Raw genomic sequence first — 14,827 nt, 5'->3', positions numbered from 1 at the left:
CTATACTAAACTGGGCCGTTAGCTCCAGCATTAGCCTTTTACAGCGCCAACCGTCATCCCCTGCACAATATAACGTTGGAAAAAGGGATACGCGAGCACAATCGGCCCAAGCCCGACGACTGCCATTGCCATCCTGACCGTTTCCGTCGGAACGCTCGCCAGCAACTGCGATTGAAGCGAGCCGGTTGTCTGATTCAGCACCACTTGAATGTCCGTTAACGTTTTGTTGAGCAAATACTGGATGCTGTACATATCGATGTCATTAATATAGATTAAGCTGTTGTACCAATCGTTCCAGTAGGCAAGCGTCATAAACAAACCAATGGTCGCCATGACGGGAAGGGACAGCCGCAGCACGATTTGAAAAAATATGCGCAGCTCGCCAGCTCCGTCCATCGAGGCTGATTCAATGACCTCCGGCGGAATCGTCGTGGTGAAGAACGTTCGCATAATGAGCACGTTAAAGCCGCCGATGAGCAGATTAGGCACGATTAAAGCGAGCAGCGTGTTATTGATATTCAACAGATTCGTATAAACCAGATACCAAGGCACTAGCCCGCCATTGAAGAGCATCGTGAAAAACACGTAGAAGGTCAGCACCTTCCGCAGCGGAAAGTCTTTGCGCGAGATGGGATAAGCAAACAGCGCTGTTAGCAATAGTCCGCAAAACGTGCCTGCAACCGTCACGAATATAGTCACAGCGTAAGCGTTAACGATCGTCGAGGAATCATAGAACAGGTACGTGTATGCGCTAAAATCGATGATCTCAGGGAAGAAAGAGTAGCCGTTGCGCAGCAATGATTTTTCTTCCGTAATCGACACCATGAATATTAGCAGCAAAGGAAAAACCGTCGCCGCGATGTACAGCACAAAAAACAAATGGATCAAAAACTGCGGGCTCCTTTTTAATAAAAGCATAGCCTTGTTCCCCCTAGCCTAAAATAACGCGTGATCGCTGTTTATTTTTCTAACGATGTAATTCACGCCGAAGATGAGCAAGAAACCAAGCACCGATTGATACAAGCCTGCCGCCGAAGCCATTCCGACATCTCCCATTTGCATCAAAGCCCTGTACACATAGGTGTCAATAACATCCGTAGCAGACATCAATGCTCCCGAATTCATAGGAACCTGATAGAACAAACCAAAATCCGCGTTAAAAATTTTGCCCACCTGCAGCAGCGTCATAATCATGACGACTGGAATGATGAGGGGAAACGTAATCAAGCGTACCTGCTGCCACTTGCTCGCTCCGTCAAGCGTTGCCGCTTCATAATACTCGGCGTCTATGCCTACGATCGCCGCCAAATAGATGATGCTGAAATACCCGACGCTTTTCCACACATTCACGATTGTCAAAATATACGGCCAATACTTGGGCTCGCTATACCACGTAATGCCGTCCAAGCCTAGCGGCTCAAGAATGAGCTTGTTCACGAATCCATACTCCACGCTAAGAAAGCTGAACACCAGATAGCTGACAATGACCGCAGAGAGCAGATAAGGGAGCAAAATAATGCTTTGGTAAAAGCGTGACATCAGCTTTTTCTTAAGCTCATTGAGCAGAATCGCAACGCCGACGCCCAGTATGACGTTGATTACAATAAAGAGAGCATTGTAGAGCACGGTATTGCGCGTGATGAGATAAGCTCGATCCGTCTGAAACAGAAACTCGAAATTTTTAAAGCCGACCCAATCGCTCCCGAGTATGCCCTTTGCGTAATTCAAATCCTTAAATGCGATAATGACGCCAAACATCGGCAAATAATTGTTGATCAAAAAATACAAAATGCCCGGCACCGTCATCAGCAGCAAAACCCGATGTTTTCTCAGCATCCTCCAGAAGGCTGTTCTGCTGCCGTTTCCTGTCTTTGCGGCTTTCAATATGCATCGCTCCAAGTCGTTAGTGTTCTATGAAGCAATCATATCTGGTTCCGCGGATGCGACCTACCTCTTAAATGACTTGCTCGATACGGATTGTGACATTTAATCATACATACAAAAAAAAGAGCCCGCGCTTAGCACATGACTCTCGGTTAAAGCTGAAACGGAAGCCTGCATGTAACCTCCATTTATTGGTTTTTGGAAAACTGCTTGCGGTACTCCTGCGGATTAAGCCCATAATATTTGCGGTACAGCTTGGAGAAATGCGAAAAGTTCGTGTAATGAAACATTTTAGCGATATTGCTTACCGTTTCGCCCGAGTTTAGCAGCAGCTCGTTCACCTTTTTCATTTTTTGCTGAATCATATAGTCAGACAGGCTCATTCCGCTCTCCTTGCGGAACAGCCTTGATAAATAAGCAGGGTTAATATGGACGCTTGCCGCCAAGCTCTCGCGGGACATTTCATCGAATAGATGCGTTTCAATCAATCGCTTGACCTTCTCCACAATCGTCGATTCTTTCTCTATGCTCGAAAAATGGTCGCATACCGCTTCGATAAGCCGCATCGTCCATGCCCGCAAATGAACAAGCGACTTGGTTGCCGTAGCCGAATCTAACGTTACGCCGTTTCCCAGCACCGCATGTGCAGGCACGCCGCGCTTCTGAAGCACATAATAGACGGTTTGCAGCAGCCCATGGTAAATGATGGTCAGCGTCTCTCCTTTTATCCCCGCGTCCGTCCCCAGCTTGTCGAACATGTCTGATGCGATTTTTTGCAATTGATCATCCTTAGCCTGCTCCAGCAGCTCCGCCCATTCAAAAAAAGCAGGCAGTTGGACCTCTTTGCTGGACAACGTCTGTTCCTTATAAAAAAGAACCGCCTGGCTCGCCGTAACATTGTTCAGCTCCATTTGGATCAGCGCGTTGTAAGACTGCGACAACGCGGAGAGAGACGACCATTCGCCGATATAACAGGATACCTTGCAATATAAATAGACGGAGCACGCTTCGATATAGGCTTGGCATCTTTTCTTTATTTGGTCAAAGGATCGCGCATGCTCCTTCGTTCCCTCGTCAAAAAACAGAGCAAACAGCACGCCGTTGCCGTCACGTATCACTTGGCCAGGCTCATTCTGAAGCAACAGCTCCTCGGCTGTCTTGCGCACCGCATACTCCATTACTTCCTCATCCCGCATGCTAAAGGGCTTCTCCCACTTCTCTAAGCTAATTAATAGGGGAAGAACGCTGTAACCCGCCTTAACCGGCATGTCATTAGCTGCTAGCGCCCGTTCAATATGCGAGGGCAAGGGAACGATGCGCTGCCACATCAAATCCTGCCAAAAACGTTCGTAAAGCACCGTTTTGTTCGATTCCCACATTTTGAAGTATTTCTGATAAATCTCGTTTTGCTGCTTATCTCTTTTCGCTTCGAGCTGCTGGTCCAGCGCTTTGCTTACCGTCATTTTTAGGACGTCAAAATCGACCGGCTTCAGCAAATAGTCAAAGCTGCCGAGATGAATCGCTTTTTGCGCATAAGCGAAGTCCGCGTGGCAGGTCAAAAAGATGATGGGCACGGAGGGAAAGTTTTCCCTTGCCCACTCTGCCAGCTCGATCCCGCTCTGCCCAGGCATTTCAATATCGCAAAGAATGACATCCACCTCTGTCTGAGCCAGCTGCAATTTCGCCTGGTCGACATTAAACGCCTCGTAAATGGCCGTGATTCCGAGGCCGCTCCAATCCACGCCAGATTTAATCCCTTCAACAGCAAACCATTCGTCATCGACGATTAACAATTGAAACATCGTTTAGCTCAGCTCCTTCTCACTCGGAAAGTGTCCGGAATGGTATCGTTAGTTTGATGCAGGTCCCTTTTGGCTCGCCGGTGCTCATCGTAAGCTCCGCAGCATCCCCATATTGCAGCTTTAGCCGCTGGCGCACATTCCAAATGCCGAGACTCCCCTCGCCGGAATAAAGATACGAATGCGTATCGTTCAGCTCCGCAAGCTTCTCCTCCGCGATCCCTCTTCCGTTATCGCAAATAATGATCTCATAAGAGCTTATCGGCTCCGCGTCCTTGCTCCCCCATCCCAGATGAACCTTTATTTGGAACGGCTCTGCCCCCATCTCGAAGCCGTGCTTGATCGCATTTTCCACAAAGGGCTGGATCAGCAGCGGTGGTATTGCCGCCTGCTCTAATCCATGCTCCATCGTCAGCTCAAACTTCAAATAGTTCGGAAAACGAAGCTGCTGAATTTCCAAATAGCTTTCGATATGCTCCAGCTCATTAGACACGCTTACAAAGCCGACATTCGTTCGGGTAACGAATCTGAAGTATTTGGAAATATGCGTAGACATCCGTTTAATTAAATCATTTTTGTTCAACTCGGCCAGATTGTAAATAATATTGATCGCATTCAGTAAAAAATGAGGGTTGATTTGCGCTTGCAAATGTTTTAATTCGGCCTGCTGCGTTCGAATCTGCTCTTCGTAGACGTTTATTTTCAGATCCTGAATTTCAGCCGCCATATCGTTAAACGTATCGTTTATTATCGAAAATTCCTTTGATTTCTCATCGCCCAGCCGCGCTTTCAGCTCTCCCCGTTTGATTTGTCTCATCCCTTTAATTAAATCGCTCATCGGCTTCAAAAGGGTCGTCCGCAAAAACAGCAAGTAAATCGCAAGAACGGCTGCTCCTGCTATTGGGATGAGATAAATAAGGCGCTGAAAGTAAGGCAGCTGCTGCAATAGCTTCGATTCCGGCACGAGTACGGACAAGTAGACGTCTGAGAAAAGCGACTTGGTCGCAACGAGGATGTAATCCGCGTCCCCTGCCAGTTCTTTGTAAGGCTCATTGGCTGCCGGCAGCAATAGCCTATTGCCTTGCGCGATCTCTCCAGCCCCCGTGTCGGTCAAAATCGTTCCGTCGTCCGAAGCAAACATCGCTTGTCCGTTTTCCCCGATATCCAAATAAAGAAAAGGGACCATTAATCGGTTCATATCGATCCACATGCCCATGACAAGGCCGTACTCAGTCTTAACCAGCCTGACAATCGCCGATTGGCCATCATACTGGATAACCTTCCACTTTTTCTCCGCAAGCGATGTTTCGTCCTGCTTAGAGAGAAAGTCGCGCAAAGCTGCGCTGGCATGCTCATAATCCGTAAAGTCCCCGCCTTCAAACGCGGTACTAAGGAGCTCATCGTCATTGGGCGAATAAATAAAGATCATATTCACATGATCGAAGCCGCTCATGTCGGCAACCATCTGATTTTGATTCCGTACTTTAGCGAAAAAATAGTTAGCGCTTTCATGTGTGGCAGTCGAGTAAGTCCGCAAATCCGAATTTTTGGCAATATAATTGTAAATATAATTTTCGCCATCCTCAAGGGTCCGGTCAATCTCACCCATATACATGGAAAGCATATTTTTTGTCGATTGGCCTACCTGATTGCGAACGACGTCCATCGCATAATAATTGATAAATATAAGCAGGCAAAACAACGGCACGGTTACCGCCAAAAAACCGACGGTTAATTTAAACTGCAATGAGGCTTTATTTTTCATAGATGGTCTGCCCTTCTCAGTGACATCGTGAACGGGAGCTCTTTTTGTTGTAGAAGTATATCATTTATTTAGGCAATTTAATAGAATGAACACCATTGAAATCGGCGGATTTTTCAGCATGAAAAAAAGGATGCGCCAGCAGCAGCTTCGCTTCCGGCACACCCTCTTCTTATGGCAAAAATTATAGCAGCTGCATCGACTCGATGTGCCGCTTCGTCGCATCCGTGCCATGCTCATACAACTGCTTATAAATGCGTTGAATCAATTCATCATAGCCGCCGTTTATTTCGCTATCGCTTGCAGACCCGTAAGGGTGATGGGAGAAATGAAACATCTCCGCTTCGTCCATGCTGGACAGCTCATCCATGAGTTCCCTAAGCCGCGTATGCTCTTCCTCGTTCACGATAATCTCGAGCTCATATGCTGCCGCCTGCGGGTCCTCTAATATTTGTCCCGCCTGTACCGACACATAATAGGGCTTGCGTTCCTCGCTGCCTGTCTCCCGTTCATCCATGAATTGCATGCTCCTTCCTGCCTCATTAACTTTTACAGACACCTCTAGCATCCCCCGTCGGACAGACATTTTATCCCTTTTTCCGCATATAACTGATATTATCGCTACTTTGAGACCAGCAAAAGAGAGGAATGAGATCGATGTGTGGAATTACCGGCTGGATCGATTGGAACCGTGATCTGACTAAGCAAAGTGAGAGCTTAGAGAAGATGACTGACACCCTTGCACCGCGCGGTCCCGACGCTTCCGGCACGTGGATATCAGCGCACTGCGCTTTAGGGCATCGACGTTTATCCGTCATTGACCCGGAGAATGGCGCACAGCCGATGATCCGCCATACCGGTGATGACAAATATGTCGTCGTCTATAACGGCGAATTGTATAATGCGCCTGAGCTCCGCAAGGAATTGGAAAGCAGAGGCAGAATGTTTACCACAAGCTGTGACACGGAAGTGCTGCTGGTCGCATTTATGGAGTGGGGCAAAGCATGCGTGGAGCGGTTTAACGGCATATTTGCGTTTGCCATTTGGGATGTAGCCCAGCAGGAGCTGTTCCTTGCGCGTGACCGGCTTGGCGTTAAGCCGCTTTTCTACAGCACGCAGGACGGTTTATTTATTTTTGGCTCGGAGCAAAAATGTATATTGGCCCACCCGGCGGTAAAGCCTGAGGTCGGCGCAGAGGGACTTGCAGAGATATTCATACTTGGCCCCGCGCGTACTCCGGGCCATGGCGTATATAAGCAAATTAGCGAGCTAAGGCCTGGCCGCTGCATGACGGTCAATCACGCAGGCATCAAGACGGTTACCTATTGGCAGCTTGAAAGCAGTCCGCATCCGCATGATGTTGCAGGAACGGCGGAGCATGTGCGAGAGCTGCTCAAGGATACGGTTGAGCGCCAGCTCGTCTCCGACGTGCCGGTGTGCACGCTGCTCTCCGGCGGACTTGATTCCAGCGCGCTGACGACGCTTGCGGTCAACTATTACAATGAAAACGGGCAAGGCAATGTCCATACGTATTCGGTCGACTATACCGACAACGACAAGCATTTTAAGGCGCATGCCTTCCAGCCCAATAGCGACGCCCCGTGGATTGAGAGAATGACGACGCATCTTGGCACGATCCATCATCCGATCCAGTTCGATACGCCTGAGCTGGTTGGCGCCTTAAAGGCCGCTACCTTCGCACGCGATCTGCCCGGCATGGCTGATGTTGATGCTTCGCTGCTGCTCTTCTGCCATGAAATCAAGAAAGACGCTACCGTAGCAATATCAGGCGAGGCGGCAGATGAAATATTTGGCGGCTATCCATGGTTTCATCGCGAGGAGGCGCTGAGTGCGAACACCTTCCCGTGGTCGCTTGCCTCCGCGATGCGCGCCGATTTGCTTGCCCCTGACGTTGCCGCTTGGATCAAACCGCTTGATTACATTTGCGACCGATACGCGCAAGCGATAGCCGAGGTTCCGCATCTGGATGGCGAAACCGAGCAGCTCCGCAAAATGCGGCAAATGTCTTATTTGAACATTACCCGCTTCATGCCAACGCTGCTCGACCGCAAGGATCGAATGAGCATGGCTGCCGGTCTAGAGGTTCGGGTCCCGTTCTGCGATCACCGGCTTGTGGAGTATGTTTGGAACATTCCGTGGGAGATCAAAAGCTCCGGCGACAGGGAGAAGGGCATTTTGCGCAAAGCGCTGCGCGGCGTTCTTCCTGAAGACGTATTAACCCGCAAAAAAAGCCCCTATCCAAAAACGCATAACCCGAATTATTTAGCCGCCGTCAAAGGGCTGCTGCTTGACGTGCTGGACGATCCTAACTCCCCGCTGCTTCCGCTGATCAATGTGCAGAAGGTGAGGGAGCTCGCAGAATCGGATTCAGCAAAATCAAACATTCCTTGGTTCGGCCAGCTCATGTCCGGCCCGCAGCTCTTCGCCTACTTGTATCAAGTGAATTTATGGCTCAAGCAATACAAAGTCGTAATTGGCTGATAGGCACAACAAAACAGCCCCATCTGACAGAGCCGGTTCATTCGGCTTGCTGCAGATGGGGCTTCTTTATTTTTTATTAGGCTTGCGCAAGCAGCGGAAGCAGCTGTCTAAGCGCTTCGCCGCGGTGACTGATCTGCTGCTTCTCTTCCTTCGTCAGCTCAGCCATTCCGCGGTTTAGCTCTGGCAGCCAAAAGAACGGATCATAACCAAAGCCGCCGGCGCCATGCGGAATATCTGTAATAACGCCGTCTACCGTGCCTTCTGCTTCCACGAATTCGCCGGTTGCCGGGTCATACAGCGCTAATGCGCATACGAATTGGGCTTTGCTCAGCAACTGCGAACCGTCAGGCAGCTTGCCTAGATGCTGCAGCTCCTTCTTTTCAAACAGACGCCCCAGCTCCTCGATCAGCTTCGCGTTGTTATCGCCGTCGGTCGCATCTTCGCCCGCGTAGCGAGCCGAGAAGACGCCTGGATCACCGCCTAACGCGAAGACGCGCAGCCCGGAATCATCCGCCAGCACGGGAACGCCCAGCGCATCGCCCGTCGTCTTCGCTTTAATTCGCGCATTCGCAGCAAACGTATCGCCGTCTTCCACGATATCTGGAATTTGCGGATAGTCGAGCAGGCTTGCCGTTTCTTTGCCAAGCTTTTGGAGCGCGTGCGCGAACTCCTTCACTTTGCCTGCATTTTTGGTTGCAACTACAATAACCTCATGCGATAAAATGGAGTGCTTCGCCATGGACGTTAACCTCCGATTCGAGCTGCCAAAGGTCCCAGCACATCACGCTGCTTGCTGATCAGCTCCGCAATGCCCTCTTCCCCAAGTGCAAGCAATTGGTTAAGCTCTTCCCTTGAGAAAGGAGCTTCCTCGCCAGTCCCCTGCACCTCAACAAATTTGCCGCTGCCCGTCATAACAACGTTCATATCGACCTTTGCTTTGGAATCCTCTTCATAGTTCAGATCGAGCAATGCCCGCTCCTGAATAACGCCTACGCTTACCGATGCCAGAAAATCAGTAATCGGGTATTTCGCGAACTGCACTCTCTCGGAAAGCTTATTGATCGCAATCGAAAGCGCGATGAACGCCCCGGTAATTGAAGTCGTGCGCGTGCCGCCATCCGCTTGGATAACGTCGCAATCGAGCGTGATTGTCCGCTCTCCAAGCGCCTGCAAATCAACAACCGAACGCAGTGCACGCCCGATCAAGCGTTGAATTTCCATCGTCCGTCCGGTTAGTTTGCCTTTTGCCGCTTCGCGAATGTTGCGCGAGTGGGTAGCGCGCGGAAGCATGGCGTACTCAGCTGTAATCCAGCCCTTGCCTTGTCCCTTCATAAAAGGCGGCACACGGTCCTCAAGGCTTGCCGTACAAATAACCTTCGTATCTCCTACCTCGATAAGGACCGAGCCCTCAGCGTATTTATTGACACCTGTCGTTATGGTTACCGGCCGAAGCTGGTTCGGTTGCCGACCGTCGTTTCTCATGCTAATTTCCTCCTGAGTCCTGCGTTGTATGATTCGTATACAAAACCTTTGCTTAATTGAAGCCAATCGATCCCATCCTACAATCCTTCCTATTTTAACAAAGTAGGCAACGAATTGCATCCGCTGCGCCTGAAAAAGAAAAAAGAGGCTGCTCAAAGGAATTTCCTTTGGAGCAGCCTCTTCATTGCAACGGGTCCAGCATTACGATTTAATGGCATTCACGTGATGCGGTCTGCCTACTGGCTGGCTATAGGATTGGTCAGCCATGTCTACGACGTTGGATTCCCCGTTTACCTTGATTTGAACGGTTGTTGCTTTCGAATTTTCGGTGACGGATAGCACGAGCGCCTGAAGCATTTCAGTCGGCAGCTTTTCTCCATCCTTATACGCCTCATCCTGCAAATCAACCGTGACGACATCGCCTTCCTGCACGACGTTTTTGACTTGAACATCCGGCAAAATGACGCTTGTCAGCTCTTTTTTGTTAAGCGGTCCTGAGATGAGCTGCTCTAGCGCTGCTTGCGTAGGCGAGGCTGAGCGAGCGACTAAGCGGGTAACCGGTACGTAATATTGTTCCTCGTTTAAAGTCTGAGCCGAGAAGTATAGCGTAACAGGCGTAGATTGCGCGTAGTTCACGCCCTCAGCCGCCTCGATATTGATGCCAACCGCCCGCGTCAGCTTATCGTCAAGCGGGTAACCGTCAACCGGCATTTCCGGAAGCTTCGCGCCTTGATACCAGATTTCTACCCCTTCAATCCCTGGCATAGCCGTAAGCGTCCAAGTGATGGCTTCCACGATCGTCCGCTCGTCTTTAGCATTGTAATTGGTGAACGGCTCGGAAAAATCGACGATAGCAAGCTTTTGTTCCTTATCGTATTTGTAGGACTTAATTTGCGTGCCTTGCGGGATAACCGCTCGGAAATCCTCTGGCAGTTGATTCGCGTAAGCGCCGTTCTCCACCATCATTTCTAGCGCCTTCTGCCCGGCTGCCTCGTTCGCGCCAAGTGTTGTTTGAAGCGAGATTGGTGCCAAATAACCATTGCGGTCCTCGAGATAAACCGTCATTTGCGATTCATCGCCAACGCCTACTGCCTGTCCGGTTTCTGCGCCCTCTACCCCTTCTTTCTGCTCGATCTGCGGCGGATCGATTGGCTTGCTTGTCTCTTGCGAGAACAGGCCGCAGCCTGCGGTTAACATAGGCAGAACCAAAACTCCAGAAAGTACAGCACCCCTAATCCATCTTTTTTGAATCATATTGACCTTTCCTCCCTAATCAAGTTTTGCCTGGCGGCTTTGTACAACTCCTTATTTGTAGTACTATGTATACGAGCCCTTCCCTGTTTTAGACCAGTTTTGTCCATAAAATCCTAAGGGGGAACAAAAACATGTCCAATCCCGAAATTTATAGCCTCAATAGCCGCAAAGTGGCTGACGCTACAGACGAATGGCTCATCAAGCGCGGAGTAACAAAACTTGCAATCGCCGAGCTTGTGCATTTTCTGCAAAAGGACTATTTCCCCGGCTTGACGCCTGAGGATTGCATTGTGCATGTGGATGCTGTCTTGTCAAAGCGCGAGGTACAAAATGCCGTATTGACCGGTATTCAGCTCGATATCCTCGCCGAGGAGGGCAAGCTGATGCCACCGCTGCAGGATATGATTAAGCATGACGAGAGCCTTTATGGCTGCGATGAAATTTTGGCGCTGTCGATTGTCAATGTTTATGGAAGCATCGGCTTTACGAATTTTGGATATGTCGACAAGCTGAAGCCGGGCATTTTGGTTAGGCTGAACGATAAAAACAGCGGCGAGATCCACACGTTCCTAGACGATATCGTCGGAGCGATCGCTGCGTCAGCAGCCAGCCGGATGGCACACCGCAGACAAGCCGAGCGCGAAGGCGCGACGCAGCCTCCGCTGGATTAAATATAGTTTAACCGCGGGGTAGGTCGAAAAGGTCGACTTTGCTAATGAGACGTCTTCAGGCCTACCCTTAGAGGGCAGGGTTTTGCTTACGCAAAACCTTTCCTTTTACTCCTACCAAGCTGGGTTTTACTCGCGTAAAACCTTTAGGCATATTCTTACGAAGCAGGATTTTGCTAACGCAAAACCTTTAGGAGGATAACTTATGAATTACGATATTTTTTATAAAGGCTCCTTTGCCATGTTGAAGGTAAGGCTGAACCCGGGCGAGAGCGTGAAAGCTGAAATGGGCGCAATGGTATCCATGTCGCCAACGATCGACCTAAAAGGTACGACTGACGGCGGATTCATGCGAGGACTCGGCAGGATGCTGAGCGGGGAAACCTTCTTTTTCCAAGAAATGACGGCGAATCGAGGACAAGGCGAGGTTCACCTTGCTCCTCCTTCCCTCGGCGATATTGAGGCGATTGAGCTCGATGGATCTTATAAGCTATACGTTCAGAAAGACGGCTTCTTGGCTGGCACCAGCGGCATAGAGGTTAACACAAAAATGCAAAACCTAGGCAAGGGACTCCTGTCCGGCGAAGGTTTCTTTATCGTAGAAATCAGCGGCAAAGGCACCGTGTTCCTTTCCTCCTATGGAGCGATACATGCGCTAAACCTGAGTGCTGGCGAAGAAGTCATCGTCGATAACGGCCACTTGGTCGCCTGGCCTGGTTACATGAATTATACGATTGAAAAAGCGTCGAAGGGCTGGCTGTCCAGCATTACGAGCGGCGAGGGACTTGTATGCCGCTTCCGCGGCGAAGGCGTAGTCCTAATCCAGTCCCGCAACCCGGCAAGCTTCGGCACCTGGGTAAAAAAGTTCATTCCCGGCGGCAGCTAGCCGCTGAATCTTCTTGATCCGGAGCAGCAGCGTCCACGCACTCATACTACCACTATCAACAAGCTGCTTTCAGCAAACTTAGCAGGAAAAACTCCAGCTAATTTTGCTACTTTCTCTTTAGCCCCCTAATTCCATTGGAGTCCGAATTGGAATCCATAGTACACTATGTATATGGATGAGGTGAGGGATAATGAGGAGAAAAAGACAAAGTGAAGCGTACAAAATGAAGGTAGTTGAGGAGGCCCTGCAAKGGGGCAACTTTAGTCATACAGCGAGAAAGCATGATCTGAATCCCGAATCGGTAAGGGTCTGGGTGAGAGAATACCGTGACTCATTAGCAGTTGAGAAGAAGGATATTGCTGAAGGACCACTCCCAGAAGAAGATTATGAGTTAAAGTACAACAGAGCTATGAAGCTTTTAGGTGAAAAGGAARTCGAACTAGAGATCTTGCGTGAGCTCTTAAAAAAGCCCAACCMCGCTTATCCGAAAAGATAGCCATTGCCAACATGTTTATTAAGCGGGGATACGAGRCATCATGGGTACTCTCTATCGTTGGGSTCGCAGCATCAACATACTACGACCGAAAAAAAAGGACGGACAACCAGAAGTCTTCAAACACAAAAGCATTGGCTACAGAGCCAACTCAAAAACGTGGTCGTCCCATCCMAGGCTATTCCTACACGAAGGCTGGAGAAAAGGTTTGTGACGCACAAATYGAAGAATGGCTGCTGGAGCTCATTGCAGGCGAGGAACATATTTACGGCTACGAAAAACTAGCTGTGAGCCTTTGGAATCAACACGACCTGGTCATCAACGACAAGAAAGTATATCGGCTCTGTAAAGAWCTAGATATCCTGCAGCCGCAGAGKGTCAGCCGTCCCAAGTATCCACGAAAGCTCGCAGCTAATCATGAGATTCATGCACCGAACCAGTTATGGCAATGCGATATTAAATATGGTCATATTGCTGGACTAGATCGATTCTTTTTTATCTTAAGCTACATTGATGTATTTGACCGATCCATTGTGGCACAATACMGTGGTCCAACCTGTGAAGGGAAGCATGTCGTRCAAGCTCTTAAGGAGGCACTGAAGACACGCAAGCTTGATCCTAAGAAAGATGGAAAAGGACCTATCATCCGAACGGATAACGGCCCACAGTATATCARTAACGTGTTTGGTGATGCCTGCGAGGAGTTCCATATTCATCACGAGAGGATCCCGCCAAAATCGCCGAATATGAATGCTTACATTGAATCCTATCATAGCCAGTTAGAGCGAGATCTTTTGCAAAAAAATGAGTTTGAAACGTTTGCAGATGCCTACGAAGCGATAGACCGATACTTAGACTTTTATAACAACCNTTTTGAATTCTGGAGCATTTACTCGAAATAAAGTGCAAGCGTAAGAACCGACTATTGAATTCCAATTAAAACTCCAAAATTAAGGGGTCAAACCGATTTTCCTGTTAATAACAAGTTCGTCTATAAATATCTACTTTTGAAGCAATGTGCCAACTGTTCAGCGATAAAAATACGATGCTGCCTTGGCCCCCTCTCTCCCATATAAGACTTTTCAGACATATCAGGCGCTATGAGCAAACCCTGCGTTTGCTTATTTATTTTCGTTCAGGAACGTTTTGTTCGGTAAATAGTGAAGGGCGCGGACGAAGCGTACGGTTTTGGTCTTGGCCCGCATGACGATGGAATGTGTCTCCGCCCGTTGGTCGGGGAAATATTGCACCCCGCCCAAAAACTCGCCTGGCGTAACGCCGGTTGCCGCAAAATAAACGTCCCCCGTCCCGATCATATCCTCCATGGTCAGCACGCGGTACGGATCGTCAATTCCCATCTGCACACATCTGTTGTATTCATTGCCGTCTGCCGGCATCAAGCGAGCCTGCAGCTCTCCGCCTAGACATTTTAGCGCAGCTGCCGCGATCACGCCCTCCGGCGCGCCTCCCGAGCCTACATATAAATCGATGCCCGCCTCGGGAAAAGCCGGTGCCATCGCACCCGCAACGTCGCCATCCGATAGGAACTTAATGCGAACGCCCACCTTGCGCAGCACCTTCACGATTGACTCATGACGCGTCCGGTCCAAAATCATAACCGTTAAATCCGAAACCTTCTTATTTAAAGCGTCAGCCGCTTTACGAAGCGTCACGTCCATAGGGTCCGTAATCGATAGCTTGCCAACTAGCGCTGGGCCAAATGCCAGCTTTTCCATGTACATGTCCGGGGCATGCAGCAGCTGGCCTTTCCCTGCGACTGCGAGAACGGACATCGCGTTGTTTAATCCTTTTGCAACAATTTCCGTTCCTTCCAAAGGATCAACCGCAACGTCCACCTCCGGCCCGTTCAGGCTGCCTACTTCTTCTCCAATGTATAACATTGGCGCTTCATCCATTTCACCCTCGCCTATGACGACCGTTCCCCGAATGGACACCGAATCAAACATATAGCGCATCGCCGACGTTGCCGCTCCATCCGCACTATTCTTATCGCCTCTTCCCATCCATGGTGCGGATGCCAATGCCGCCAATTCCGTTACTCTTACTAGCTCTAATGCCAATTCTCTCTCCATGATC

The 14,827-nt window shown here is 49.6% G+C and carries 13 protein-coding genes and 1 pseudogene; 5 read left to right on the top strand and 9 right to left on the bottom strand.

Annotated features, from left to right (window positions below; all coding sequences use genetic code 11):
- Positions 1-30: 30 nt before the first annotated feature.
- The 5 genes from ADU23_RS16680 to ADU23_RS16660 all read right to left on the bottom strand — a co-directional run bounded on the left by ADU23_RS16680 (position 31) and on the right by ADU23_RS16660 (position 5,962).
- A complete protein-coding gene (locus ADU23_RS16680; RefSeq protein ID WP_053374760.1) occupies positions 31-918 on the bottom strand; it encodes a carbohydrate ABC transporter permease in 888 nt (295 codons plus the stop codon).
- A gap of 18 nt (positions 919-936) precedes the next feature.
- Complete coding sequence (locus ADU23_RS16675) at positions 937-1,836, bottom strand: ABC transporter permease (protein ID WP_053377677.1); 900 nt, start codon at positions 1,834-1,836, stop codon at positions 937-939.
- A gap of 236 nt (positions 1,837-2,072) precedes the next feature.
- Positions 2,073-3,686 carry a response regulator transcription factor gene (locus ADU23_RS16670; RefSeq protein ID WP_053374759.1) on the bottom strand — a complete coding sequence of 538 codons (1,614 nt, stop codon included), beginning with the start codon at positions 3,684-3,686 and terminating at the stop codon, positions 2,073-2,075.
- 19 nt (positions 3,687-3,705) lie between these two features.
- Positions 3,706-5,448, bottom strand: a complete 1,743-nt coding sequence (locus tag ADU23_RS16665) for a cache domain-containing sensor histidine kinase (RefSeq protein ID WP_053374758.1) — start codon at positions 5,446-5,448, stop codon at positions 3,706-3,708.
- A 181-nt stretch (positions 5,449-5,629) separates the two neighbouring features.
- Positions 5,630-5,962 (bottom strand): hypothetical protein, encoded by a 333-nt coding sequence (locus ADU23_RS16660; protein ID WP_053374757.1) that lies wholly within the window; start codon positions 5,960-5,962, stop codon positions 5,630-5,632.
- A gap of 140 nt (positions 5,963-6,102) precedes the next feature.
- On the opposite strand from ADU23_RS16660, the gene asnB reads away from it, so the two are divergent.
- Positions 6,103-7,947 (top strand): asparagine synthase (glutamine-hydrolyzing), encoded by a 1,845-nt coding sequence (gene asnB, locus ADU23_RS16655; protein ID WP_053374756.1) that lies wholly within the window; start codon positions 6,103-6,105, stop codon positions 7,945-7,947.
- Positions 7,948-8,023: 76 nt separating this feature from the next.
- On the opposite strand, the gene rdgB is transcribed toward asnB, so the two are convergent.
- From rdgB to ADU23_RS16640, 3 genes are all read right to left on the bottom strand, one after another.
- Positions 8,024-8,686: an RdgB/HAM1 family non-canonical purine NTP pyrophosphatase gene (gene rdgB, locus ADU23_RS16650; RefSeq protein WP_053374755.1), complete on the bottom strand. Its 663-nt coding sequence runs from the start codon at positions 8,684-8,686 to the stop codon at positions 8,024-8,026.
- Between the two features lie 5 nt (positions 8,687-8,691).
- Positions 8,692-9,429 (bottom strand): ribonuclease PH, encoded by a 738-nt coding sequence (rph, locus tag ADU23_RS16645; protein ID WP_053374754.1) that lies wholly within the window; start codon positions 9,427-9,429, stop codon positions 8,692-8,694.
- 201 nt (positions 9,430-9,630) lie between these two features.
- Complete coding sequence (locus ADU23_RS16640) at positions 9,631-10,683, bottom strand: GerMN domain-containing protein (protein ID WP_053374753.1); 1,053 nt, start codon at positions 10,681-10,683, stop codon at positions 9,631-9,633.
- A 131-nt stretch (positions 10,684-10,814) separates the two neighbouring features.
- On the opposite strand from ADU23_RS16640, the gene ADU23_RS16635 reads away from it, so the two are divergent.
- The 4 genes and pseudogenes from ADU23_RS16635 to ADU23_RS34240 form a co-directional block, all read left to right on the top strand.
- Positions 10,815-11,354, top strand: coding sequence for a phosphatidylglycerophosphatase A family protein (locus ADU23_RS16635; RefSeq protein ID WP_053374752.1), 540 nt, complete (start codon positions 10,815-10,817; stop codon positions 11,352-11,354).
- 202 nt (positions 11,355-11,556) lie between these two features.
- Positions 11,557-12,237, top strand: coding sequence for a TIGR00266 family protein (locus ADU23_RS16630; RefSeq protein WP_053374751.1), 681 nt, complete (start codon positions 11,557-11,559; stop codon positions 12,235-12,237).
- A gap of 190 nt (positions 12,238-12,427) precedes the next feature.
- A complete protein-coding gene (locus ADU23_RS16625; RefSeq protein WP_053374750.1) occupies positions 12,428-12,733 on the top strand; it encodes a transposase in 306 nt (101 codons plus the stop codon).
- An 11-nt stretch (positions 12,734-12,744) separates the two neighbouring features.
- Positions 12,745-13,600, top strand: a pseudogene (locus ADU23_RS34240) (transposase); the annotation flags it as partial.
- 251 nt (positions 13,601-13,851) lie between these two features.
- Here the strand turns inward: ADU23_RS34240 and glpX are convergent.
- Positions 13,852-14,823 carry a class II fructose-bisphosphatase gene (glpX, locus tag ADU23_RS16615; RefSeq protein WP_053374748.1) on the bottom strand — a complete coding sequence of 324 codons (972 nt, stop codon included), beginning with the start codon at positions 14,821-14,823 and terminating at the stop codon, positions 13,852-13,854.
- Positions 14,824-14,827: the final 4 nt, after the last annotated feature.

The sequence above is a fragment of the Paenibacillus sp. FJAT-27812 genome (assembly GCF_001273905.1).
Classification (GTDB): domain Bacteria; phylum Bacillota; class Bacilli; order Paenibacillales; family Paenibacillaceae; genus Pristimantibacillus.
The sequence above is the reverse complement of the archived record's forward strand: the minus strand, read 5'-3'. Positions and strand labels throughout refer to the sequence as shown.

What these genes read in the sequence shown, in the direction of transcription:
- ADU23_RS16680 (WP_053374760.1), bottom strand. Translation starts at nt 918, where the DNA reads ATGCTTTTATTAAAAAGGAGCCCGCAGTTTTTGATCCATTTGTTTTTT.
- ADU23_RS16675 (WP_053377677.1), bottom strand. Translation starts at nt 1,836, where the DNA reads ATGCTGAGAAAACATCGGGTTTTGCTGCTGATGACGGTGCCGGGCATT.
- ADU23_RS16670 (WP_053374759.1), bottom strand. Translation starts at nt 3,686, where the DNA reads ATGTTTCAATTGTTAATCGTCGATGACGAATGGTTTGCTGTTGAAGGG.
- ADU23_RS16665 (WP_053374758.1), bottom strand. Translation starts at nt 5,448, where the DNA reads ATGAAAAATAAAGCCTCATTGCAGTTTAAATTAACCGTCGGTTTTTTG.
- ADU23_RS16660 (WP_053374757.1), bottom strand. Translation starts at nt 5,962, where the DNA reads ATGGATGAACGGGAGACAGGCAGCGAGGAACGCAAGCCCTATTATGTG.
- asnB (WP_053374756.1), top strand. Translation starts at nt 6,103, where the DNA reads ATGTGTGGAATTACCGGCTGGATCGATTGGAACCGTGATCTGACTAAG.
- rdgB (WP_053374755.1), bottom strand. Translation starts at nt 8,686, where the DNA reads ATGGCGAAGCACTCCATTTTATCGCATGAGGTTATTGTAGTTGCAACC.
- rph (WP_053374754.1), bottom strand. Translation starts at nt 9,429, where the DNA reads ATGAGAAACGACGGTCGGCAACCGAACCAGCTTCGGCCGGTAACCATA.
- ADU23_RS16640 (WP_053374753.1), bottom strand. Translation starts at nt 10,683, where the DNA reads ATGATTCAAAAAAGATGGATTAGGGGTGCTGTACTTTCTGGAGTTTTG.
- ADU23_RS16635 (WP_053374752.1), top strand. Translation starts at nt 10,815, where the DNA reads ATGTCCAATCCCGAAATTTATAGCCTCAATAGCCGCAAAGTGGCTGAC.
- ADU23_RS16630 (WP_053374751.1), top strand. Translation starts at nt 11,557, where the DNA reads ATGAATTACGATATTTTTTATAAAGGCTCCTTTGCCATGTTGAAGGTA.
- glpX (WP_053374748.1), bottom strand. Translation starts at nt 14,823, where the DNA reads ATGGAGAGAGAATTGGCATTAGAGCTAGTAAGAGTAACGGAATTGGCG.